The following is a 22,222-nucleotide window of genomic DNA, read 5'->3' as shown; positions in this document are numbered from 1 at the left end:
TAAAATAGCCGCCTACATGCCACGGGAGATCATTTATGAGACAAAAGAAACGCTTTATCGCCGGTGCATCATGCCCTGAGTGTAAAGCTATGGATACTATGATGCTATACAAAGAGCACGATGTTGAAAAAGTAGAATGCGTACAGTGTGGCCATAAAATGACGCAACCAGAGAAAGCGGTGCAAGCGTCAACCCGCCAGTTTGAGCAAGTAATTGGTGTATTTAAGCCGGGCGAATAATACCCGGCTTGTAACCCTCACATTAATAGTGTGGCGGAGGCGGCTCTTGCATCTGCGACATCAATGAAGGCTGTTGTGCTTCTTTGATTTTTTCTGCCAGCAACTCAGTCTGGCGTTTCATTTTTGCCAGCTGCTGTTGGTGTGCTTTAAGCTCATCATTCAATATTTCAATTGTTTCATCTTGAAAAGCGACTTTCGCTTCAAGTTCCATTAGACGATTTTCAATTGTGTTCATTCGATTCTCTTAAATTAAAACTTTCAGCAAATCCGCTGGAGCTTTCGGTTAATAACGCTTGGCTGTTATCAGTAAACGCAACATCTAACACCACGGCCGATTTTGGGCGACTTCCTTCACGAGGAATGACCTGCCACGTTTGTAACTTTTTACCTGAGTTTAGCTGCCATAATTCGACGAGTCTATTTGGTGACCCAGTTGCAATTAAACTGCCTTCTTCATTAAAGCGAGCGGCGGTAAAAATTTTCTGACGCGCAATATACTGCAGTTTGCTAACAAGATCACCTGTAGTCAGTTGCCATACATTTGCTTGCTTCATACTGTCTGCTGTAAATGCATAACGACCTTGTGGGTCAAGGGCAACTTGCGTGACGCGAGTCGGGTGATTAAAGCGGTGAATGACTTGCCCTGTACGGGTATCCCAAAAGTAGGCCACATAGTCATTAGAGCCACTAATGGCGAAATGGCCGTTAGGGGATAAATCAACAACATTTACTTTTTCTTGGTGACCAAGGAACTCTATTCGACGTCCGGTCTCTAAGTTCAGGTATACAACAACACCATCGGCGCGACCATATAAAACACTCTGGCCTTGATTACTAATTGCGATATCTCTGATTGTTGAGGCGTGTATTTTGTAATAACCTGAGTTTTCACCTGTGGCGATGTCCCATACAGCAAAGGTTGATTTTTCTGCGGTAACAGCATGGCTGTTGTCATAGGAAATTGCCACGGTATGAACAAGGCTATCTTGGTTTTGCTGTTGGAACCATTGGTATTTTAATACGTGCTGTTGATTATCCCACAGCGCGACCCCATGGTGTATTGATGAGATTAAGCTGTATTTACCATCGTGCGAAAGTGCAGAGGCAAATGCTCCTTGTGCAGCATGCTCGTAGCGTGCTGTAGATTGCTCATGTTGTTCTGAGCAAGCAACAACCAAGCCAAGGCTCAGTAGATACAAAAAAGTACGAAATATCGACATATTACGGGTATTTCCCCTTAACTCTTAGTGATTGAGAGGTTAGACTAGGTCTCATGGAAGGCCTAGGTTGTTAGTCTAATCACTAGCTTATGCATTTGCATGACGTTTAGTTATTAGACAAGCAGCCTACCACGTAGGTCGTAACTCTTTAACTAGTAATAATACAATAATTGACAACTGCAAAGTGTGTCGGAGATATAAAATGAGAAAGACGATTAAATTGTCATTGATTGCAGCGTCAGTTTTAGCGCTTACAGCTTGTAATCAGGAAGCAAAAAAAGAGCAGCAAGCTGAGGTTAAACTAGAGACTGAAGCACAACAACAAGCATACGGTATTGGTGCATCTGTTGGTAACTTCTTAAACCAAGACCTAGCAGAAAAGAAAGAATTAGGTGTTGAGCTTGATGAAGCGCTACTTAAGCGCGGCTTCGAAGACGCACTTGCAGGTAATGCTAAGCTTGATGATGAAAAAATTCGTGAAGTGTTAACTGCGCTTGATCAAAGCATTCGCACTAAACAACAAGAAAAAGCGAAAGTAGAAGCTGAAAAGAGCAAAGCTGAAGGCGAAAAATTCTTAGCTGAAAACGCGAAGAAAGAAGGCGTTACAGTAACTGAGTCTGGCCTACAGTACGAAGTAATCACACAAGGTGAAGGTGAAAAGCCAGTAGCAACTGACGTTGTTAAAGTACACTACAAAGGTACTTTACTAGACGGCACTGAGTTTGATAGCTCTTACTCACGTAATGAACCAACTACGTTCCCACTTAACCGTGTGATCCCAGGTTGGACTGAAGGTTTACAATTAATGCCAGTTGGCTCTAAGTACAAGTTCACTATTCCATCTGAACTTGCATACGGTGAGCGTGATCTTGGTAAGATCCCAGCTAACTCAACGCTTGTTTTCGAAGTAGAATTACTTGAAATCCAAAGCGATGAAAAAGCAGTACCAGCTGAGTAATATTTAACTCAATAAAAAAGGGCCGAATGGCCCTTTTTTTATGCGCGAATTGGTATTAACTAAATGCCGTTTCTGTCATTTTTAATGTGCCACCATCTGCATCAAGCTCAACCAAAGTGCCAACAGGCAAGATAAATTGGCGCTTAATATGGCCAATCATAGCCCCACGATAAGCAGGAATCCCCAGCGGTTTAATATAGTCTGCAAAAATATCATCTAGGGTTAATGAACCATAACCACGACCTGGCCTACAGTCATTACAATCGCCAAATACAAAGCCTGCAATCTTATCAAGTGCGCCCATAAGTTTTAGTGTGCTCATCATTCTGTCAATTCGATAGGGCGCTTCGTCGATATCTTCTAAAAATAAAATTGCGCCGTCAAAATCGGGTAAATAGCTTGATCCCGCAAGTGCAGTCAGTACCGTTAAATTACCTCCAATTAACTGTCCTGTAGCCTTTCCTGAAGTAATTGTTTGGGTCAGGTATTGTGTGTTAACGAGCTCATCATCGGCTTTCGGCAAATTTTGAAAATGCATTAGTTTACGCGCTTCGAACATGTCTTTAAATTGCGCTACATGAAACGGATTCCAATCACTCGATGCATTGGGACCATGAAAGCTGATCAGCCCAGCTTTTGAGAGTAACGCGTTATGCAATGCTGTAATATCCGAATAGCCCATCAATGGCTTAGGATTGTTACGGATCATTGCGTAGTCGAGTAAAGGTAAAATACGGGCAGCCCCTGAGCCGCCGCGTAAACACAAAATAGCATCAATATCGTTATCACTAAATAAACTGTTTAAATCACCGGCTCGCATCGCATCAGTGCCTGCTAAATGCCCTCGTCTTGCCAAAATGTTTGGTGCAAGCTTAGCTTTGTAACCCAGTGCCTCTATAACGCCTTGTGCTAATAAAATATCAGCGTGCGCAGCAGTGGCGGCAGAGGGGCTACATATGCCAATTGTGCCGCCTTTAGGAAGAGCTTTTGGCTTAATTAATGTTTGGGTACTGCTATTCTGAGCAGCCATTAAGGGAGCGGATGTTAGACTTGCGCCAGCGGCAAGGATTGAAAGTGACTTTAAAAATGACCGTTTGTTCATAGCGAACCTCATGTTTTTATAATATGAGTATCGCATTGAAAGAATTATTTCAAATTTTTGTTACGAAATGGAATAGTTGATTCTTTTTGAGGATGAGGTTTTACCACCAATCAAGCCGTTTTTAGACTTATATGGCGCAAGGTATTTATGGTTGGGTGCAAATTACTAGTACTTTCAGCAGAGAAATGCTTCTCTGCTGTCATCGCAAATTAGCTTGTATGATTCGAATAAAGGTTATCGATTAACTCATCTTCTAATTCAAAGCGTAACTCAAGTGCCTCACCTAATGTAGACAAGTCTTTATCAAACTCATCAAGTAAGTCATCTTTGTCAACTTCAGCATATTTATCATTAAAGTCGAGAGCGACGTCAGTTGTTTCTGAAATACGCGGGTAAAGAGCATTTGCTAGGTTTTGGCTTTCAGGGCCTTTCTCTTTGCAGGCTTTTGCGATGTCGTCATATATTTCAAAGTGACCAGCAGAAAGATAATCCATTAGAATTTGGCAAAAATTCTGAATTTGCAGTTGATCCGGTAGGGCGTGATCTTTCTTCTCGTACGGTGAAAAGCCAGCAATACGACAGAATAACACCAATAATTCTTGGCGCTCTGTTAGCCATTTGTCTATTACAGAGTGACTGCCACCCCATTTTTGTTGAGCTTTTTCCAAACGCGTCAGCATATTTCATCTCCTCGCTGAGTAGGTTTTCCTTTGTATATATAAAAAGGAAATATGACACAAAGATCAACTAAATTCTTAGTGTCTAATTGCAACAGATTGTAAAAGCCATCCTAAGCACGTAATTTTTTACAATGAAATTGCAACGCAACGACACCTGAGGCTAGCTTTTATGCTCTAACAGCAGTGTATGGGAAATAAATCAAAACTACTAGTGTTAATTTTGCATTACTTATCTAATGGGAGAAGGGGTTAATTTGCTGATTCTAAAAAGAAAAAACCACCTATAAAGGTGGTTTAATTCTTTTTCTATGACTTGTTAAAACAAGCGTTCTTATTGTTATGGGAAGATTATTGTTCTTCTTGTTATAAGATTTTTATTGTTGTTATTGTTAACGCGGGATAAGTTATACCAAGCTTTTTGGTATGTTGCAAATTTATTAATGAAAAGTTTTAAAATTATTTTATTTTCGCTCAAAAAACGCACTATAGGCTTAGGCTGACCTAAAAAACATGATCTATATCTAGCCATGATTATCTATCCATAGTGAGACGTGTAATATGGTGGTACAATCTGCACAATTTCATTCAGTTCTAGGATTCTATACGCATGAGCGAATTAAAAAACGATCGTTATTTACGTGCACTACAAAAGCAACCTGTTGATGTCACACCGGTATGGATGATGCGCCAAGCTGGCCGTTATTTACCTGAGTACCGCGCTACACGTGCCCAAGCAGGCGACTTTATGAGTTTATGTAAAAATGCTGAACTTGCTTGTGAAGTAACGTTACAGCCATTACGTCGTTATCCGCTTGATGCTGCTATTCTATTCAGTGATATTTTAACTATTCCTGATGCTATGGGCTTAGGTCTTTACTTTGAAACAGGTGAAGGTCCGAAATTTGAACGTCCGATTTCTTCATTAGCAGATGTTAAAAAAATCCCAAATATCGATCCAACTGATGAGCTTGGTTATGTGATGAATGCGGTAAGTACGATTCGTCGCGAATTAAAAGGTGAAGTACCGCTAATTGGTTTCTCTGGTTCACCTTGGACACTTGCCACTTATATGGTTGAAGGTGGCAGCAGCAAAACATTCGGTAAAATCAAAAAAATGGCCTTTGCTGAGCCACAGACACTGCACTTACTACTTGATAAATTAGCTGACTCAGTGATTGACTATTTAAACGCGCAAGTTAAAGCGGGCGCGCAATCGTTAATGGTATTTGACTCATGGGGCGGTGTATTAAGCCCACGTGACTACAATGAGTTTTCATTACAATACATGCACAAGATTGTTGATGGCTTAATTCGCGAACACGATGGTCGTAAAGTGCCAGTGACGTTATTTACTAAAAATGGTGGTCAGTGGATTGAAGCAATTGCAGCAACAGGCTGTGATGCAGTAGGTCTGGACTGGACTATTAACATCGGTGATGCAAAACGTCGTGTTGGCGATAAAGTCGCGCTGCAAGGCAACATGGACCCAGCAATGCTGCATGGCACGCCTGAGCGTATTCGCCAAGAAGTTGCCACTATCCTAGAAGACTTTGGTACAGGCTCTGGCCATGTATTTAATCTAGGTCATGGTATTACACCAGATGTTGATCCAGAAAACGCAGGTGTATTTATTAACGCCGTTCATGAGTTCAGCGGTAAATACCACAAATAAGCAACAGCTAATCGTAAAAAAAGCCCGCATTAAGCGGGCTTTTTTATTTATTTAAACAAACGATTTAAACCATTTAATGCGGCTACGCGATAGGCTTCGGCCATGGTCGGGTAGTTGAACGTGGTATTTACAAAGTAATCAATGTTATTGCCGCCGTTCTTTTGTTCCATAATTGCTTGCCCGATGTGAACGATTTCAGAGGCACGCTCACCGAAGCAATGCACACCAAGAACTTCTTTGGTATCAACATGGAATAGAATCTTTAAGCTACCTACCTCGGTGCCAGCTATTTGCGCACGCGCTAAATGCTTAAATTGAGCACGGCCTACCTCGTAAGGGATTTTCGCTGCAGTTAGCTCTTGCTCTGTTTTACCCACTGAGCTCATTTCAGGAATTGTATAAATACCTGCTGGAATATCAATGATCAGCTTCTCATCGCAATTACCACATGCAATCGCATCGGCAGCAATACGGCCTTGGTCAAATGCTGCACTTGCAAGGCTTGGGTAACCAATTACATCACCTACAGCATAAATATTATCGACTTCTGTTTGGTATGTTTCATTTACTCTAAGCTGGCCACGACCATCCGCTTTTAGGCCCACGGCTTCAAGGTTTAACGTATCTGTATTACCAGTACGACCATTAGCAAATAAAATACAGTCAGCTTTTACTCGCTTGCCTGATTTTAAGTGCATCACCACACAATCATCACGGGTTTCTACTCTATCAAACTCTTCGTTATGACGAATAACAATGCCGCTATTCCAAAAGTGATAGCTCAGAGCATCTGAGATTTCCGCATCCATAAAGGCAAGCAGGCGGTCGCGGGTATTCACTAGATCAACTTTTGCACCTAAACCTTTAAAGATAGAGGCATACTCACAACCAATTACACCTGCACCATAAATTAGTACGCGATGAGGGTCATGCTCAAGGCCTAAAATTGTATCGCTGTCGTAAATGCGTGGGTGGGCAAAGTCTACACCAGGTGGACGGTAAGGGCGCGAGCCAGTAGCAATAACGATTGTTTGTGCGGTGATAGTTTCAAATGAACCGTCTAAGTGAGTCACCTTAATGGTGTGTTTATCAATAAACTCAGCATCGCCTTGATACATATGAATGCGGTTACGCTCATAAAAGCTGCTACGTAAATTAGATTGCTTTGAGATGACGTTACTTGCATGGTGCAAAATATCAGGGAAAGTTAGGCGGTTAGGACGCTCGCTGATATTAAATAGCGGGTTTGCTTTGTATTCAATGTAACGGCTTACTGAATGACGTAATGCTTTAGACGGGATAGTACCCCAGTGCACACAGCCGCCACCGACCGCTTCTTGACGCTCAATAACAGCCACTTTCTTGTTACTTTTAGACAGGTTCATGGCGGTACCTTCACCGCCAGGACCTGTGCCTATGATGATCGCATCATATTGATAAGATGGAGTATCTTTTTGCTTTACTTGTTGTTTGGCCACAGCCGCTCCTATGTTAACTAAAAGAGGCTTTTAACAACCTCGCATTTAGTGCAAGCCAAGCCTGCTTTTGGTTTTCCCAAGCGGCTTCAAGCTCGTGATATTGTGTCATTAATGCTGATTTTTCGCATTGTTTCATCATTTTGCTTTTCTTGATGTCTAACACGCGTTTTTGCAAGGCACAAAAATGCTGCAACTTCTTCAGCAATAAATCATATTCAGATTGTAGTAATGTAAGCTTATCTTGCGCTAAAGGCAATTTTGCAAGGCGAACTTGGGTTTTATTCATTAAGGTTTCGGCTTTGGCTTTTTCAATACGTTCCACAGGGGTGCGTTTTAGTTTTGAAGCCAGGCCTAGCGCTGCTAATGAGCGGATCATCCACTTCGTAGGATCATAGTGATACCACTTAATGCCATTGCGATAGTCACTAGCAAAAATATGGTGGAAGTTATGGTAGCCTTCACCGTAGGTGAATAATGCTAAAAAGCCATTATCACGTGCCGTGTTTTTTTCGGTGTAAGGGCGAGAACCCCAAATATGCGCAACTGAGTTAATGAAAAAAGTAAAGTGCTGGCTTAATACTAAACGCAGTAAACCGGCTAGTAATAACATACCCCATACATCGCCAAGCATTAAACCTAGCAATAAAGGAATACCAAAATTAGTCGCAATAACTAATTTCATATAATGACGATGTTGCCACATTACTACTTTATTTTTTTGTAAGTCACGGCAGTTGTTGTAGTTACTGTATTCTTCACCTTGATAATCGCGCAGCATCCAACCAATGTGGCTATACCAAAAGCCATTTGTTGCAGCGTAAGGGTCTTTGATTGGATCATCAACTTGACCATGGTGAATACGGTGATCGCTACTCCAGTGCAACGCACTGTTTTGTAATGCAAATGCGCCACCAAAGGCAAAAATCACTTCAATAACTGGGTGAACATCATATGCTTTGTGCGCCCATAAGCGGTGATAACCTGCAGTAATCGATAGTCCTGCATAAAACATACAGCCAACAAATGCGATCCAGTGTGTACTGGTAAAACCGTAAGTCAGACCATACCAAGGTACAAGAGTGATCGCGGCTAAAAATGTCAGGCTAAAAAAGAGGACGTTAGTCCAAATAATAGGTGGTTTTTTCATCTAAATTAATCTCGGCGTACAACTGTACGCTAAAATAGTATTTCAAACTCTTCGCGTCAAGTATTAGACTGTCTCATTAACCGAAAATCATTAAAAGTTCACGCTGGGAGTTTCCATGTCGGGTGTTAGGGCACAACAGAAACAAAAAACACGACAAGCACTAATTGAAGCTGCATTTAATCAACTAAGTGCAGATCATAGTTTTTCAAACCTAAGCTTACGTGAAGTTGCCCGTGAAGCAGGGATAGCGCCAACCTCTTTTTATCGCCACTTTAAAGATATGAATGAACTTGGTTTAACAATGGTTGATGAAGCCGGATTAACGTTACGTCAACTAATGCGTCAAGCTCGTCGCCGAATCGCCAGTGGTGGCAGCGTTATAAGTACTTCCATAGTGACTTTTATGGAGTTTATAGATAATTCAAGTAACCAATTTAGGCTGTTATTACGTGAGCGCTCTGGCACTTCAAAAGCATTTCGTGCTGCAGTAGCACGCGAAATTAAACACTTTATTTTAGAGCTTGCCCATTATCTTGAAAGCGAAACTCCTTGCGATGCGACTCATGCTTATATTCAAGCAGAAGCCATGGTTACGCTCGTTTTTAATGCAGGTGCTGAAGCGTTAGATATCGAAGGCCAGCAACGTGAAGAATTAGTAGAGCGACTGATCTGGCAATTACGTTATATTGCCCGCGGTGCAACTTTGTATGTACGTGATAACCATCAATCTTAAAAGTTAATCTAAACAATACAGTGATTGCTGAACGAATATTTAAACGCCGTTCTCATTAGTTTTGGATATTATATTCATTTTCAATGATTCTTTAGGTTTGTTTTTTCTATTTTGTGTAAATAAAAATGTGATTTTTGAAAAAATTATGCTTGCAAGCTGGTTTTTTGAATGTTAAAAATACAGCTCACTGAACACACATTTAGATAAATACAATGCAAATGATTCGTTTAATTACATTAAAACTAAACCTCTTACTGCTTAAATCAGTGAGCGGGGCTTAGTGTATTTGCATTTGTAGAACATTAAAAAACCCCGCAAACGCGGGGTTTTTTTTATCTCGCTAATGGGTCATTGGGAACGAGGACAGTTTTATGAAAGATAAGGTTTGGATTTTTGACACAACGTTACGTGATGGTGAGCAAGCATTAAAAGCAAGCCTAACCGAAGACGACAAAATTCAACTTGCGCATACCATTAGCCGCTTAAATGTGGATGTAATGGAAGTAGGTTTTCCGGTATCAAGCCCGGCAGATTTTCGCTCTGTACAGCGAATTGCGACTGAAGTGAAAGGGCCAATTATTTGTGGTTTAGCTCGCGCTGTAGCAAAAGACATAGAAGCCTGTGGTGAAGCACTTCGCCCGGCAGAGCAAGGCCGTATCCATACTTTTATCGCAACCAGCCCATTACACCTTGAACACAAATTACGTATGAGCTTAGACGATGCAACAGCGATGGCTGTTAAGTCGATTAAACTTGCGCGTAACTATACGGATGACGTTGAATTTTCTTGTGAAGATGCTGGCCGCACACCGCATTGGGATTTATGTCGTATCGTTGAAAGTGCTATTGATGCGGGTGCATCAACTATCAACTTACCTGACACCGTAGGTTATGTAACGCCAGACGAATACGCTGCGATGATCCATCACTTAATGAACAATGTGCCAAATATCGACAAGGCGCGTTTAAGTGTGCATTGCCATAACGATTTAGGCTTAGCGGTTGCTAACTCAATTGCTGCGGTACAAGCCGGTGCTCGCCAAATCGAATGTACTATTAATGGTATTGGTGAGCGTGCAGGTAACTGCTCGCTTGAAGAAGTGGCGATGATCATGAAGATGCGTGAAGACCACTTAAAAGTGCATACCGATATTCGCAGTGAAGAAATATACCGTGCTTCGCGCCAAGTCGCGAAGATTTGTAATATGCCAGTGCAGCCAAACAAAGCAATTGTTGGTGAAAATGCCTTTGCACATAGCTCAGGAATCCACCAAGACGGCGTATTAAAAGCGCAAAACACTTACGAAATTATGTCGCCAGAAAGTGTCGGTGTACCAAATAACCAATTAAACATGACCTCGCGTTCAGGTCGTCATGTTATTGAGCATCGTTTAGAAGAGTTAGGCTATCAAAAATCTGATTATGATATGGATAGCTTGTATGAAAGTTTCTTAGCATTAGCAGACCAAAAAGGCACTGTGTATGACTACGACTTAGAAGCGATGATTTACTTTAATCAAATCAAAGATAAAGACGAGAAGTACCAACTTGAGTTTGTTAACTCTACGTCTAACTCGCAATCAGTGGCGAGCTCAACAATCGGCATGACAATTGATGGCGAGTCTAAGCAAGAGGCAGCAACGGGTAATGGTCCTGTTGAAGCATCATTCTTAGCAATTGAGCGCTTAACGGGTATGTCGGTCGAAATGATTGAATACAACCTAGAAGCAACAGGCCAAGGTGCCAGCTCACTAGGGCAAGTGAATATTATCGCTAAATACGATGGCCGCCCTTATCACGGCGCGGGCATTGCAGCGGATGTGGTTGAAGCGTCGGTACGCGCCATGATCCGCGTTTATAACTTAATTTATCGTGCACAAAAAGTGTCTGATTTAAAACAACAGAGGAAAGCAGGATGAGTCAATCGAATTACAGTATCGCAGTATTAGCAGGCGACGGGATTGGTCCAGAAGTTATGGCAGCAGCAGAAACCGTCTTGGATGCTGTAAGCGAAAAGTTTGGTTTTACATTGACTCGTCATCACCACGCGATTGGTGGTGCTGCCATTGATGAGTTTGGTCAGGCACTGCCGCAAAGCACTCTTAGTGCTTGTGAAAATGCCGATGCGATTTTATTTGGCTCGGTAGGTGGTCCTAAGTGGGAAAACTTACCACCGAACGAGCAACCTGAACGAGCTTCGTTGTTGCCACTTCGTAAGCACTTTGGTTTGTTCTGTAATTTACGCCCAGCACAATTATTACCAGCACTAAGTGCTGCATCACCGCTGCGTGCAGATATCAGCGCACAAGGCTTTGATATCTTATGTGTGCGCGAGTTAACCGGTGGTATTTATTTCGGTGAAAAAGGCCGCAGTGGCGAAGGGGAGCAAGAAGCCGCTTTCGATACCCAAACATACTCACGTAAAGAAATTGAGCGCATCGCCCGCTTTGCATTTGAAGCCGCTAAGCTGCGTAGCAATCACGTTACTTCGGTTGATAAAGCGAATGTGTTAGCGTCAAGTGTACTTTGGCGTGAAGTGGTCACTGAAGTGAGTAAAGACTACCCAGAAGTGAGCCTTGACTACATTTATGTTGATAACGCGGCGATGCAATTAGTAAAACAGCCAAGCCAGTTTGATGTACTACTTTGCGATAACTTATTTGGCGACATTTTGTCAGATGAGTGCGCGATGATCACAGGTTCTATGGGCTTATTACCATCAGCAAGTTTGAATCAGTCTGGCTTTGGTTTGTATGAGCCAGCTGGTGGCTCAGCACCTGATATCGCAGGTAAAGGGGTGGCAAACCCTATCGCACAAATTTTAAGTGCTGCGCTTATGCTGCGCTACTCACTAGGTCAAGATGAAGCGGCTCGTACCATTGAAAAAGCGGTAGCAGAAGCAGTTGAAGCCGGTGTTGGTACGCCAGATATCTACCCAAATGCAGGGTATACCACCAGTGATGTTGCTGCGGCAATTGTGGCACGTATTTAATTAAAAATTGTTTGCGCTGAGCTCGTCACTCAGCGTAACTAAAATGAGGGAATAGCAAGTGGCCCAAACCTTATACGATAAAATCTGGCAAGCTCATGTAGTCGCCAGCATTAATGATCAAACCGATTTACTTTATATCGACCGTCACCTAGTTCATGAAGTTACATCGCCGCAAGCCTTTGCTGGTTTACGTGAGAAAAACCGCAGAGTACGTTGCCCAGAAAAAACCTTTGCGACCATGGACCATAACGTTTCAACAAAAAGCCGCTCATTAGATGCTGCGAGTGAAGTGTCGAAAAATCAATTAATGGCACTGGATGCAAACTGTAAAGAGTTTGGTATTCAACTTTATGATTTAAATTCGATTAATCAAGGTATTGTGCATGTAATGGGGCCTGAGCAGGGCATTACTTTACCGGGCACAACCATAGTGTGTGGTGATAGCCATACCTCTACTCATGGTGCATTTGGTGCACTAGCGCACGGTATAGGTACTTCAGAAGTTGAGCACGTTCTTGCAACTCAAACGCTACAGCAGAAAAAAGCCAAGTCGTTAAAAATTCAAATAAATGGTCGCCTACGTCCAACTGTTACTGCTAAAGATTTAATCATGGCGGTGATCGGTAAATTAGGCACTGCGGGTGGAACTGGCTATGTTGCTGAATTTTGTGGTGAAGGAATCGAAGCGCTGTCTATGGAAGCGCGCATGACGCTATGTAATATGAGTATTGAAATGGGCGCAAAAGCGGGGTTAATCGCACCAGATCAAACAACTTATGATTATTTAAAAGGTCGCCCATTCGCACCACAAGGTGCTGACTTTGATAGTGCCGTTGCCTACTGGCAAACACTAAAAACTGATGATGGCGCAGAGTTTGATCATGTTGTTGAATTGGAGGCTGCTGACATTCAACCGCAAATTACTTGGGGTACCAGCCCTGAGCAAGTGATTGGCGTAGATGAATGTATTCCTGATCCTGAGCAAGAACCAGATCTAATCAAAGCTGATGCAATTCGTAGCGCACTAAAATATATGGGCTTAAAAGCGGGTGATAAATTATCTTCAGCGACTGTTGATACCGTATTTATTGGCTCATGTACAAATAGCCGTATTGAAGATTTACGTGCTGCTGCGCAGATTGTAGAAGGCAAGCAAGTTGCAGCGGGTGTTGAAGCTCTGATTGTTCCAGGTTCTGGTCTTGTTAAAAAACAAGCCGAAGACGAAGGCCTTGCTGATATCTTCAAAGCGGCTGGTTTTGAATGGCGTGAGCCGGGTTGTTCAATGTGCTTAGCAATGAATGATGACAGATTAGAAGCAGGTAAACGCTGTGCATCTACTTCAAATCGTAACTTTGAAGGTCGCCAAGGTCGCGGTGGACGCACGCACTTAGTGAGCCCAGCAATGGCTGCGGCAGCGGCAATTCATGGTCGTTTTGTTGATATCAGAGGAGAAGCCTAATGAGCGTATTTTTTAGTGGCTTAATGGCCCCGTTAGATAAAAACAATGTTGATACTGACCAAATAATTCCAAAGCAATTTTTAACGTCGACCAGCCGTGATGGTTTTGATGCGGCACTTTTTTACGATTGGCGTTATTTAGATAACGGTGAGCCAAACCCTGAGTTTATTTTGAATCGCCCTTGTTACCAAGGTGCGCAAATTCTTTTAACTCGAGACAATTTTGGTTGTGGTTCATCGCGTGAGCACGCGCCATGGGCATTAAAGCAATATGGTTTTGAAGTTATTTTAGCGGAAAGCTTTGCCGATATTTTCTTTAATAACTGCGGCAATAATCAAATGCTTGCTATCGCATTACCGGCACAAACACTTGAGCAATTATTTGTACTGAGTGAACAGCATGATGATATTCATATTGAAGTTGATTTAGAAAACCAACAACTTCGTAGCGATAAGTTTGACACTATTCACTTTGATATTCGCCATGATATTAAAGAGCGCTTATTAAGCGGCTTAGACTTTATCGGTGTGACTGAAACACTTAACAGTCAAATCGATGCCTTTGAGCAGCAACTTAAAGCTGAGCGTCCTTGGCAATAAGTAGGTTTTACATGTGGAACTTAAACGCGGCGAGAGCCGCGTTTTTATTTTTGGGAACATTTTAGCCAATAACTATGTAAGGTTATGATTGATAGAAGCTTTGCTTTTGGTGATTGGCACTCTTTATTAGTCTAGTAGTCAAAATAAAATAACTCAGCTGTTTAAATTGTCTGTGTTATTTCTGCAAATGATACTCATGTGTTTAAATCCTTTTAAGAATTAATGGTTTAGTTGTTTTGTATGAGCGCAGTCATTTTTAGCGGTTGTTTTATATTGCAATTTGTTGGCGGTATATGAGCGTGCTCACCAGATGGTTTTAGGTTGTTTAGCTAATTTATTTCCTTTCTGCTTAGGGGCAGGCTAGGCTAGCGACATTATAATTCAAATAAAGGAGCACACCATGAAATACTTAGTGGCATCGATACTCGTAGCAGCATCATCAGTAGCGGCTGCACGACCTGCGCCGTTAGTGTCAATTCCAAGCCATGACGGCTTTTTTGATAACATTGCGGCCCATTGCGGTAAAGCTTACGAAGGTAAAGTGAGCGTTGATAACGCTGCAGGCCCTAGCTCGTTTGCGGGCAAAAAGTTAGTAATGCATGTACGTCGTTGTAACGAGCGTGAGTTACAAGTGCCATTTCATGTGGGTGATGATGCATCTCGTACTTGGATCATCACAAAAACGGGCAGTGGACTTAGTTTAAAGCATGATCATCGCCATGAAGATGGCAGCGATGACAAATCAACCATGTATGGTGGTCATACCCTTGATGCGGGGTTTGCTAATGCGCAGTCATTCCCGGCTGATCAATATTCAAAAGAATTGTTTGCAAGCCAAGGTATTCCCCAATCAATGGGTAACACGTGGCAAATGTATATTTATCCAAAGCAATTTACGTATCGCTTAGTACGTGAAGGACGTGAGTTTCGCGTTGATTTTGATTTAACTAAACCTATTACGCCGCCAAGCGCACCATGGGGATATGAAGACTAGTACTATTTAGCTTCGTCTTCACATTGCAAAACAACCGTTAAAGGTGGCTGATAGGCACGTGGTTTAGTTGGAAAACGTTCATACTCCTGCACCCCATCAGTCACTCTTAACATAAACGGTTCATCTTTACAGAGCCGACTTGCGTGACGTAATAAAAAAACGCTTTGGTTTTTGAAGTGTGCGTAATCATCCGATTGAATTTCTAGATGATAGCGGCCATCTGCTAGTTTGGTTTGATAGTAGTGCACCTTTTCGTCGAAGTCGTAGAGCTTTTCTGTTTCGTCTTTTGCTGCGTGCGCATTACTGCAAACCACTAACATTAAAAAGGCGCTAATTAATAGTGCTGGTGTACTTCTCACTTCACTCATAAACACTTAACTCCATGTGATTAAAACCTTGTTTCATAATGATGTTGAACCTGAATTAGCATCCATAGTCAAACTAAGGTAACGTAATGTCTTATACGTAGTCTAACACCCATAGGGGACAAATGTGATGCTCAACAAAATAAAACAACTTTTTTCAACTATGAGTGAGTCGCAATCTAGTATCAGTGAGCATGATCTCAAAACTGCTGTTGCTGCGCTGTTAATTGAGGTTATGCGTGCCGATGATGAATTACAGGATGATGAGCAACAGACCCTGAATGAGACCTTAAAAAAATATTTTTCTTTAACGGATGAAGCTGTTGAAGAGCTTATTGAAGGTGCTTCACAAAGCTTAGATGATGCTATTGATTACTTTCAGTTTTCTAAGCAAATTAATGCTCAGTGCAGTGCCGAGCAACGTATTGATATTATCGAGCTGTTGTGGCGTTTGGCCTACGCTGATGGCAATTTAGATAAGCATGAAGAAATGGTTATTCGCCGCGTCGCAAGCTTACTGTATGTTACCCATGAAGACTTTATCGCTGCTAAGTTAGCAGCGACAAAGCTAAGCTAGGGCGTGTTGACCTTTGTGGATTAAAATTTGTTCACTCTAGGGGCGATTTTATCGCGGCGCGAGATTTGTAACCTAGTGGGCTAAGTAAAAATCGAGCAACAAAGAGTTAATCGTCCCTAGGAAGAACCCGAAGGGCAGCGCGTGTTTGGCATTGATACTGCGTTATCGCCTATTTATGTGGAACAACCACACTACATAGGCTCTGCCTTGCCTAAATACCAAACACACTGCTGCAAAATTAATCATAAAAGGTCAACACGCCCTTATATTACTTATTTAATTTGCTCGCTACGCTGACAAGTTGCTGGGCAAGGCTAGCAACTTTTTCGGCTGTATCAGCATCGCTTATGCGGCCTTGCTCATCTAATTTAGTGTGGATAGCAGGTACTGCGAGTTGATCGGCAAGCACTAAACTACCAATACCCGATAAAATATCACGTACGTGATTTAAACCACGTAAGCCACCTAAGCCACCCGGCGAAGCTGCATAAAGTGCTGTAACTTTATTGCGAAATGCAGGTACTGCACCTTGCTCTGTACGAGATGCCCAATCGATTGCGTTTTTAAGTGGCGCTGTAATTGAACCATTATATTCTGGGCTTGCTAGTAAAATGCCATCAGCTGCGCGAAGCTTATCTTTTAATAATTGTGCGCCAGCAGGTGTACCTTGCGCTTCAATATCTTCATCAAATAAAGGTAAGTTTAAATCGCTTAATTTAATCACTTCTACTTCAGCACCACTTTCGAGGGCGAAGCGTGCAGCTTCATTAATCAGTTTTTGATTAAAGCTGTCTTTACGTAGGCTGCCTGCTAGGGCAATAATTTTAGGTGCTGTCATGATGGCTTCCTTTTTAAGCTTCACTGTTGATATGCTCACTTTAGCAAAAAACAGCTTGCAGAAAAGCCAAATAAACGCAAAACTTATGTGCGTATATGCACACAAGGAGCCGTTATGGCGATTCAATTTGATGATTGGCAAGATGTAAAAGTCGCTTTTGAAGTGGCAAGGCTCGGCACGTTAACCGCTGCTGCCGAATCGTTAGGTGTTCATCACAGCACAGTGCTTAGAAGAATCAACAATTTAGAAGATAACCTTGATGCGCGGTTATTTCACCGTCATGCTCGGGGTTATACAGTGACAGAAATTGGCGCTAAGTTGTTTGCGACTGCGAAATCGATTAACGCTGAACTTGAAAAGCTTCATAACGATATTGTTGCTGCAGATAGCCAACTGCGAGGCAGTTTATTATTAACTACGGTCAGTGGTTTTATTGATGTGCTGAGCGATGTGTGTGAGCAGTTTCAAAGTTTGCACCCGCAAGTGCAACTCGAAGTTATTCTTGATCAAAACCGTTTACGTCTTGACCACGGTCAAGCGCATATTGCTGTGCGAGCGGGCCCTCGCCCTGACGAAGGTGACTATATTGCCCAGCATTTAGCTGAGCTTTCATCAGGATTTTATGCTTCTAAGAGCTATATTGAAAAGTATGGTATGCCAAAAAACCTTCAGCAGTTGCAGCAGCATAGTTTTGTATCTGGGGTGGCTGGCTATAACGGTAAAGTGCCTTATTTTGCATGGGTAGATCAGCACATTGAGCCGGCGCAAATTAAGTTAAGGGTGTCTGAAACATCAGAAGCAACACGGGCGATTGTCAGAGGCTTAGGAATTGGTGGTCTACAGCATGAAGTGGCAAGCCAATACCCTGATCTGCTTCCAGTACTTCCTAAAGAGCTAAACTGGCCAACAGATCTTTGGCTGGTGACACATCACTTGGTGCATCGCACAGCCAAAGTACAAGCATTTAGTCAGCTTTTAAAAGCGTATTTTAAAGCGTTAAAAGCTTAAACAGACTTTTTAACGCTAATGCCTAGCCGTTTGGCTAGGCGCACAAGGTTGGCTCTATCAACGCTTAAGCTGCGTGCTGTGGCTGCCCAGTTGAGGTTGTGTAGTTCAAGCTGTTGCATAATCAACTGATAACTAAACGCATCGGTTGCCTCTTTCAGCGATAAGCGAGCGGTTTTTTGTTCGTTAACAGCAATTGGACTTGGTGTTGCAACCGCTGTTTTAGCAATATCACAATGCTCAGGCTCAATAGTGACAATGCTTTGTTGCCATTGCTGTTGCTTGGCTTTGAGTGCTGCGCGGCTGATCACATGTTCAAGCTCTCTCACATTGCCCGGCCAATTATATTGGCGCAGCAGTAATTGTGTATCGCTACTTAGCTTAAGTTGTTTAATCCCTAGTTTTTTAGACGTTTGTTCAACAAAAAAGCCTGCCAGTAAAATAACATCGTTGTCGCGCTCTTTTAATGGTGCAACATGCAATGGGTAGACGCTTAATCGGTGATAAAGGTCTGCACGAAAGCGTCCTGCAGCGACTTCTTGTTTTAAGTTTCGGTTGGTTGCTGCAATCACTCTAACATCGACATAACGGCTTTGGTCTTCTCCCACCGTTTGTACTTCACCACTTTGTAAAACGCGCAATAGCTTACTTTGCATAGCAAGCGGAAGCTCGCCGATTTCATCTAAAAATAGCGTGCCGCCATCGGCAAGTTGAAACTTACCCTGACGCGCAGTATGTGCGCCAGTAAACGCGCCTTTACTATGACCAAAAAATTCACTTTCGGCTAAGTTCTCTGGTAATGATGCGCAGTTTAAGTGGATCAACGGCATATCACGGCGTTTTGAGTTTAAATGGATATTGCGTGCAACCAGCTCTTTACCGACGCCTGTGTCGCCTTGTATCAATACGCTAAATTCTGAGGCAGCTACGAGCTGGATATCATTTTTAAGGGTCTGCATTGCTTGGCTATTGCCAATAATTTCGACACCTTCTCGTGTTAGCGCTTCAAGATTAAGCTGTTGTGCAACTTGATGGCTGTGCTGTGCGTGTTGCATAAGATGCTGCAAGGTTAGGGCATGCTCAACATAGCCTGCTGCTAGCTGTTTTAGTTGATTGAGCTCGTTCACTGCTAAAGCGTCAAAGGCATGTTCATCTAAACTATCAAAGGTCAAAACACCCAATAGTTCGTTGTTATCTTTGCTGCTCAGCAGCGGCACGCCCATGCAGGCATGAACAGGAAAGTCTCCATGCTGGCTTTGTAATAAACCATCGTAGGGATCGGGTAGGCCACAATCTTTGGCAAATTTAAGCGGCTCACTGCCACGGCATATTTCAAATAAGCGAGGATGCTCTGCTATTTTAAAGCGCCTTCCTAACGTATCGTCCGACAATCCATGCTGGGCTACGGGCTTTAACACATCACCTTGTTTCAATAACAAGGCAACGGCATCACATTCAAGCCAATCATTAATGCAACTCAACAAATAACTGAAATTGTGATCAACTCTGCTTGCCTTGGTAAGGGCAAGAGCAACATCAAGAAGGGATTTTTTGAGTGCCATGTCAATTTGACCTGAATGTGTGTTTTTGATGCTTTTAATGGTGTGTCATTTTGACTTTTTTATCAAGCGTTAAAGTTTAATTGCCTGATATTTAATGGTTTTTATTTTTGGCTTGAACTGTGCAATAGCTAGGGAAATTAAACCCTGAGAGCACTAATGAAAGTCATTAATTTAACTGAACCTATGCCAGCTAAAATCAAATTTTATCAACTCAGCCAGTGGCCGTTATGGGCATTAGCATTTCGGCCTTTTTTCTTGGCAGCGGGTGCCTTAGCTGTGTTTGCAATGAGTTACTGGTTTTTAGTCTTAGCGGGTTATGCACAGTGGCATCTAACAATGCCCGCAACACTTTGGCATGCCCACGAAATGCTGTTTGGCTTTGCAGGGGTCGTTGCTATGGGCTTTTTGCTCACCGCTGCACAAACTTGGACAGGTGTGGCGAGTGTAAGTGGCATTAAGCTCTGTTTGCTGAGCATAATTTGGCTTGCTGCACGACTTAGTTTTTTTATTGATATTGCAGGGTACGAGCAGCTAAACCTTTATATTGTAAGTGCATTACAACTCGTTTGGTGGCTGGCTGGAATTGTTATTTTAGCTGACATGCTGATACAGGCGAAAAGCCGCCATAACTATTTATTTATTGTCATCGCATCTTTGCTCTGTGCACTCAATGTGATTTTTTTGAGTTTAGTTGTGCTTAATAAAATGTCGCTGGCACTGGGGGTTGTTGATACTGGCGTACTTATCATGACGCTGCTGGTTGGTGTTGTGGCTGGGCGAGTTGTGCCATTTTTTACCGCGCGCGGTCTTAACTTAAGCGAACAAGTTAGAACCCCCAAGCTCGATAAATTAGTCCTATTTAGCTCATTGTTCGCCATTGCATGGTTCTTTATGAGTCAGCTATTTTTTAGCGCAATGAGTACTGGTTGGGTTTTTGCTTGGCTTGCTTGTTTACATGGTGCTCGGTGTGTTGTGTGGTGGCATAAAGGGATTTTAAAAGTGCCTTTGCTATGGTCATTACACTTGGCTTATTGGGCTTTATCGGTTGGTTTTGTGCTTATCGCGCTCAGTTATTTCAGCCCTATTATCTTATTCAAAGACGCGCTTCATCTGATCACTGTTGGCACCATCGGTTTAATGATCATCGCCATGATGATACGTGTCTCTCACGGTCACACAGGGCGCATATTACAAGCCCCTGCGTTTATTAGTTTGGCATTTTTACTCATTGCGTTAGCTGCCATTGTACGTTCGTTACTTCCCGTTTATTTAGGTCATCACCTTGCATGGCAGTTAAGTGCGTTGCTTTGGATTGCTGGCTTTAGCTTATTTTTATTTCATTGTGCGCCCATTTTAGTCAATCGTCGTGTTGATGGTCGCCGCGGTTAATCTCTCCAATAGGAAAAACTATGTTATCTGAAAAAACGATCCAGATTGTTAAAAGTACTTTGCCTTTGCTTGCACAGGCAGGACCTCAAGTTACGGAATATTTTTATGATCGTATGTTTAGCTACAACCCAGAGCTTAAAAATATTTTTAATATGACACATCAGCAATCGGGCACTCAGCAATTCGCGTTGTTTAATGCTTTGGCGGCCTATGCTGCAAATATTGATAACTTGGCAGTGTTAAAAGGAGCGCTTGCGCGCATTAATCACAAACACACCAGCTATCATATTTTGCCAGAGCATTACCCTATTGTTGGTGGGCATTTGATTGCGACTTTAAAAGAGTTGCTGCCTGAGCAATTTACCCCTGAGGTCGAGTACGCGTGGCGTGAAGCTTATTCTTTATTAGCGGATGTATGTATCACCGAAGAGATGGCGTTATACCAAACGACCAAAAAGGCGCCGGGAGGCTGGTTTGGTACCCGTACTTTCACCATTACAGAAAAACGGATGGAATCAGCGCAAATATGTAGTTTTACATTAACACCTGTCGATGCAAAACCTGTTGTGGCGTATTTACCGGGCCAATATTTAGGGATAAAAGTTACGCCAGTAAACAGCGACTTAACTCAAGTTAGGCAATACTCATTGTCGCAACAAAGTAACGGTCGAAATTATCGAATTAGCGTGAAAAAAGAAGGCTTAGTATCTAATTACTTACATAGCTTAACAGAGGGAGATGAGGTAGAGGTTTACCCACCCGCGGGAGACTTTGTGCTTCGCGAAATTGATTTTCCTGTCGTGTTGATTTCGGCAGGTGTTGGTCAAACCCCAATGATGGCCATGCTCGAGACATTATTAAGTAATCAACATAACCAGCCAATTCATTACCTGCATGCTTGTGACAGTGAGACGCAGTTTGCTTTTAAAGAGTATTTATTAAAACAACAGCAAGCGCACGCTTCATTACATTGTGTTACTTGGTTTAAAGATGGCAAGGGGGGAGATTTTGCGGGTTTGATGGATGTAAATCACATTGCTGCTAGCTTACCAATTAGTAAAGGTGATTTTTACCTGTGTGGTCCAATCGCATTTATGGCAATGATAAAAGAGCAGCTACTTAGTTTAGGGGTTGCAAGTGAGCGAATTCATTATGAGGTGTTTGGCCCTCATCAACAGTTATAAAACAACGAAAGGCCCAGTGGGTCACTGCG

General features: G+C 42.4%; 22 protein-coding genes. 13 read left to right on the top strand and 9 right to left on the bottom strand.

Features of this window, described 5'->3' with window-relative positions:
* The first annotated feature begins 35 nt into the window (after positions 1–35).
* Positions 36–239 (top strand): YheV family putative zinc ribbon protein, encoded by a 204-nt coding sequence (locus tag ACSFVZ_RS17150; protein WP_135922940.1) that lies wholly within the window; start codon positions 36–38, stop codon positions 237–239.
* A 22-nt stretch (positions 240–261) separates the two neighbouring features.
* On the opposite strand, the gene ACSFVZ_RS17145 is transcribed toward ACSFVZ_RS17150, so the two are convergent.
* On the bottom strand, positions 262–474 hold the full coding sequence (locus ACSFVZ_RS17145; protein ID WP_135922939.1) for a SlyX family protein: 213 nt from the start codon (positions 472–474) through the stop codon (positions 262–264).
* On the bottom strand, positions 461–1,459 hold the full coding sequence (locus tag ACSFVZ_RS17140) for a WD40 repeat domain-containing protein (RefSeq protein WP_138558507.1): 999 nt from the start codon (positions 1,457–1,459) through the stop codon (positions 461–463). The genes ACSFVZ_RS17145 and ACSFVZ_RS17140 overlap by 14 nt, the downstream gene beginning before the upstream one ends.
* 202 nt (positions 1,460–1,661) lie before the next feature.
* Here ACSFVZ_RS17140 and fkpA point away from each other — a divergent pair, with 202 nt between their 5' ends.
* Entirely contained in the window at positions 1,662–2,417 is a 756-nt protein-coding gene (fkpA, locus tag ACSFVZ_RS17135) for an FKBP-type peptidyl-prolyl cis-trans isomerase (RefSeq protein WP_135922937.1), read from the top strand.
* 55 nt (positions 2,418–2,472) lie between these two features.
* Here fkpA and ACSFVZ_RS17130 read toward each other — a convergent pair whose 3' ends face one another.
* On the bottom strand, positions 2,473–3,519 hold the full coding sequence (locus ACSFVZ_RS17130) for a S66 peptidase family protein (protein WP_435559288.1): 1,047 nt from the start codon (positions 3,517–3,519) through the stop codon (positions 2,473–2,475).
* 209 nt (positions 3,520–3,728) lie between these two features.
* A complete protein-coding gene (gene rsd / locus ACSFVZ_RS17125; RefSeq protein ID WP_135922935.1) occupies positions 3,729–4,199 on the bottom strand; it encodes a sigma D regulator in 471 nt (156 codons plus the stop codon).
* A 607-nt stretch (positions 4,200–4,806) separates the two neighbouring features.
* Between rsd and hemE the strand changes: the two genes are divergently transcribed.
* The gene (gene hemE, locus ACSFVZ_RS17120; protein ID WP_054562901.1) at positions 4,807–5,871 is read left to right on the top strand and encodes a uroporphyrinogen decarboxylase; all 1,065 of its coding nucleotides are present in this window, start codon (positions 4,807–4,809) and stop codon (positions 5,869–5,871) included.
* A gap of 47 nt (positions 5,872–5,918) precedes the next feature.
* Here the strand turns inward: hemE and sthA are convergent, their stop codons facing one another.
* Both sthA and ACSFVZ_RS17110 read right to left on the bottom strand, forming a co-directional pair.
* On the bottom strand, positions 5,919–7,349 hold the full coding sequence (sthA, locus tag ACSFVZ_RS17115) for a Si-specific NAD(P)(+) transhydrogenase (RefSeq protein WP_135922934.1): 1,431 nt from the start codon (positions 7,347–7,349) through the stop codon (positions 5,919–5,921).
* Positions 7,350–7,362: 13 nt separating this feature from the next.
* Positions 7,363–8,496 carry an acyl-CoA desaturase gene (locus ACSFVZ_RS17110; RefSeq protein WP_135922933.1) on the bottom strand — a complete coding sequence of 378 codons (1,134 nt, stop codon included), beginning with the start codon at positions 8,494–8,496 and terminating at the stop codon, positions 7,363–7,365.
* Positions 8,497–8,611: 115 nt separating this feature from the next.
* Here ACSFVZ_RS17110 and fabR point away from each other — a divergent pair, with 115 nt between their 5' ends.
* The 6 genes from fabR to ACSFVZ_RS17080 all read left to right on the top strand — a co-directional run bounded on the left by fabR (position 8,612) and on the right by ACSFVZ_RS17080 (position 15,273).
* On the top strand, positions 8,612–9,229 hold the full coding sequence (fabR, locus tag ACSFVZ_RS17105; RefSeq protein ID WP_135922932.1) for an HTH-type transcriptional repressor FabR: 618 nt from the start codon (positions 8,612–8,614) through the stop codon (positions 9,227–9,229).
* A 371-nt stretch (positions 9,230–9,600) separates the two neighbouring features.
* Positions 9,601–11,148 carry a 2-isopropylmalate synthase gene (gene leuA / locus ACSFVZ_RS17100; protein ID WP_063702502.1) on the top strand — a complete coding sequence of 516 codons (1,548 nt, stop codon included), beginning with the start codon at positions 9,601–9,603 and terminating at the stop codon, positions 11,146–11,148.
* Complete coding sequence (leuB, locus tag ACSFVZ_RS17095) at positions 11,145–12,221, top strand: 3-isopropylmalate dehydrogenase (RefSeq protein ID WP_062568366.1); 1,077 nt, start codon at positions 11,145–11,147, stop codon at positions 12,219–12,221. The genes leuA and leuB overlap by 4 nt, the downstream gene beginning before the upstream one ends.
* Positions 12,222–12,279: 58 nt before the next feature.
* The gene (leuC, locus tag ACSFVZ_RS17090) at positions 12,280–13,680 is read left to right on the top strand and encodes a 3-isopropylmalate dehydratase large subunit (RefSeq protein WP_435559287.1); all 1,401 of its coding nucleotides are present in this window, start codon (positions 12,280–12,282) and stop codon (positions 13,678–13,680) included.
* Positions 13,680–14,279 carry a 3-isopropylmalate dehydratase small subunit gene (gene leuD, locus ACSFVZ_RS17085; protein WP_138558509.1) on the top strand — a complete coding sequence of 200 codons (600 nt, stop codon included), beginning with the start codon at positions 13,680–13,682 and terminating at the stop codon, positions 14,277–14,279. The genes leuC and leuD overlap by 1 nt, the downstream gene beginning before the upstream one ends.
* Before the next feature lie 400 nt (positions 14,280–14,679).
* Positions 14,680–15,273: a hypothetical protein gene (locus ACSFVZ_RS17080; protein ID WP_253039432.1), complete on the top strand. Its 594-nt coding sequence runs from the start codon at positions 14,680–14,682 to the stop codon at positions 15,271–15,273.
* 2 nt (positions 15,274–15,275) lie between these two features.
* Here ACSFVZ_RS17080 and ACSFVZ_RS17075 read toward each other — a convergent pair whose 3' ends face one another.
* Positions 15,276–15,593 (bottom strand): hypothetical protein, encoded by a 318-nt coding sequence (locus tag ACSFVZ_RS17075; RefSeq protein ID WP_421967724.1) that lies wholly within the window; start codon positions 15,591–15,593, stop codon positions 15,276–15,278.
* 175 nt (positions 15,594–15,768) lie between these two features.
* Between ACSFVZ_RS17075 and ACSFVZ_RS17070 the strand changes: the two genes are divergently transcribed.
* Positions 15,769–16,215 (top strand): tellurite resistance TerB family protein, encoded by a 447-nt coding sequence (locus ACSFVZ_RS17070; protein WP_138558511.1) that lies wholly within the window; start codon positions 15,769–15,771, stop codon positions 16,213–16,215.
* A gap of 268 nt (positions 16,216–16,483) precedes the next feature.
* On the opposite strand, the gene ACSFVZ_RS17065 is transcribed toward ACSFVZ_RS17070, so the two are convergent.
* On the bottom strand, positions 16,484–17,053 hold the full coding sequence (locus tag ACSFVZ_RS17065) for an NADPH-dependent FMN reductase (RefSeq protein ID WP_295509196.1): 570 nt from the start codon (positions 17,051–17,053) through the stop codon (positions 16,484–16,486).
* A gap of 114 nt (positions 17,054–17,167) precedes the next feature.
* Here ACSFVZ_RS17065 and ACSFVZ_RS17060 point away from each other — a divergent pair, with 114 nt between their 5' ends.
* Positions 17,168–18,061, top strand: coding sequence for a LysR family transcriptional regulator (locus ACSFVZ_RS17060; protein ID WP_135922924.1), 894 nt, complete (start codon positions 17,168–17,170; stop codon positions 18,059–18,061).
* Here the strand turns inward: ACSFVZ_RS17060 and norR are convergent.
* On the bottom strand, positions 18,058–19,620 hold the full coding sequence (gene norR, locus ACSFVZ_RS17055; protein WP_435559286.1) for a nitric oxide reductase transcriptional regulator NorR: 1,563 nt from the start codon (positions 19,618–19,620) through the stop codon (positions 18,058–18,060). The two genes, ACSFVZ_RS17060 and norR, sit on opposite strands and share 4 nt — an antisense overlap.
* 156 nt (positions 19,621–19,776) lie before the next feature.
* Between norR and ACSFVZ_RS17050 the strand changes: the two genes are divergently transcribed.
* Positions 19,777–21,009 carry an NnrS family protein gene (locus ACSFVZ_RS17050; RefSeq protein WP_435559285.1) on the top strand — a complete coding sequence of 411 codons (1,233 nt, stop codon included), beginning with the start codon at positions 19,777–19,779 and terminating at the stop codon, positions 21,007–21,009.
* A gap of 20 nt (positions 21,010–21,029) precedes the next feature.
* A complete protein-coding gene (hmpA, locus tag ACSFVZ_RS17045) occupies positions 21,030–22,193 on the top strand; it encodes an NO-inducible flavohemoprotein (protein ID WP_435559284.1) in 1,164 nt (387 codons plus the stop codon).
* Positions 22,194–22,222 lie beyond the last annotated feature (29 nt).

It is taken from the genome of Pseudoalteromonas nanhaiensis (genome assembly GCF_051235485.1).
GTDB classification, from domain to species: Bacteria; Pseudomonadota; Gammaproteobacteria; order Enterobacterales; family Alteromonadaceae; genus Pseudoalteromonas; species Pseudoalteromonas lipolytica_C.
The sequence above is the reverse complement of the archived record's forward strand: the minus strand, read 5'-3'. Positions and strand labels throughout refer to the sequence as shown.

Coding starts and splice junctions, on each gene's coding strand:
- ACSFVZ_RS17130 (WP_435559288.1), bottom strand. CDS start 3,519: ATGAACAAACGGTCATTTTTAAAGTCACTTTCAATCCTTGCCGCTGGC.
- fkpA (WP_135922937.1), top strand. CDS start 1,662: ATGAGAAAGACGATTAAATTGTCATTGATTGCAGCGTCAGTTTTAGCG.
- ACSFVZ_RS17110 (WP_135922933.1), bottom strand. CDS start 8,496: ATGAAAAAACCACCTATTATTTGGACTAACGTCCTCTTTTTTAGCCTG.
- hemE (WP_054562901.1), top strand. CDS start 4,807: ATGAGCGAATTAAAAAACGATCGTTATTTACGTGCACTACAAAAGCAA.
- ACSFVZ_RS17075 (WP_421967724.1), bottom strand. CDS start 15,593: ATGTTAGTGGTTTGCAGTAATGCGCACGCAGCAAAAGACGAAACAGAA.
- ACSFVZ_RS17145 (WP_135922939.1), bottom strand. CDS start 474: ATGAACACAATTGAAAATCGTCTAATGGAACTTGAAGCGAAAGTCGCT.
- ACSFVZ_RS17080 (WP_253039432.1), top strand. CDS start 14,680: ATGAAATACTTAGTGGCATCGATACTCGTAGCAGCATCATCAGTAGCG.
- ACSFVZ_RS17050 (WP_435559285.1), top strand. CDS start 19,777: ATGAAAGTCATTAATTTAACTGAACCTATGCCAGCTAAAATCAAATTT.
- rsd (WP_135922935.1), bottom strand. CDS start 4,199: ATGCTGACGCGTTTGGAAAAAGCTCAACAAAAATGGGGTGGCAGTCAC.
- ACSFVZ_RS17140 (WP_138558507.1), bottom strand. CDS start 1,459: ATGTCGATATTTCGTACTTTTTTGTATCTACTGAGCCTTGGCTTGGTT.
- ACSFVZ_RS17150 (WP_135922940.1), top strand. CDS start 36: ATGAGACAAAAGAAACGCTTTATCGCCGGTGCATCATGCCCTGAGTGT.
- fabR (WP_135922932.1), top strand. CDS start 8,612: ATGTCGGGTGTTAGGGCACAACAGAAACAAAAAACACGACAAGCACTA.
- leuD (WP_138558509.1), top strand. CDS start 13,680: ATGAGCGTATTTTTTAGTGGCTTAATGGCCCCGTTAGATAAAAACAAT.
- ACSFVZ_RS17070 (WP_138558511.1), top strand. CDS start 15,769: ATGCTCAACAAAATAAAACAACTTTTTTCAACTATGAGTGAGTCGCAA.
- hmpA (WP_435559284.1), top strand. CDS start 21,030: ATGTTATCTGAAAAAACGATCCAGATTGTTAAAAGTACTTTGCCTTTG.
- norR (WP_435559286.1), bottom strand. CDS start 19,620: ATGGCACTCAAAAAATCCCTTCTTGATGTTGCTCTTGCCCTTACCAAG.
- ACSFVZ_RS17060 (WP_135922924.1), top strand. CDS start 17,168: ATGGCGATTCAATTTGATGATTGGCAAGATGTAAAAGTCGCTTTTGAA.
- leuA (WP_063702502.1), top strand. CDS start 9,601: ATGAAAGATAAGGTTTGGATTTTTGACACAACGTTACGTGATGGTGAG.
- leuB (WP_062568366.1), top strand. CDS start 11,145: ATGAGTCAATCGAATTACAGTATCGCAGTATTAGCAGGCGACGGGATT.
- ACSFVZ_RS17065 (WP_295509196.1), bottom strand. CDS start 17,053: ATGACAGCACCTAAAATTATTGCCCTAGCAGGCAGCCTACGTAAAGAC.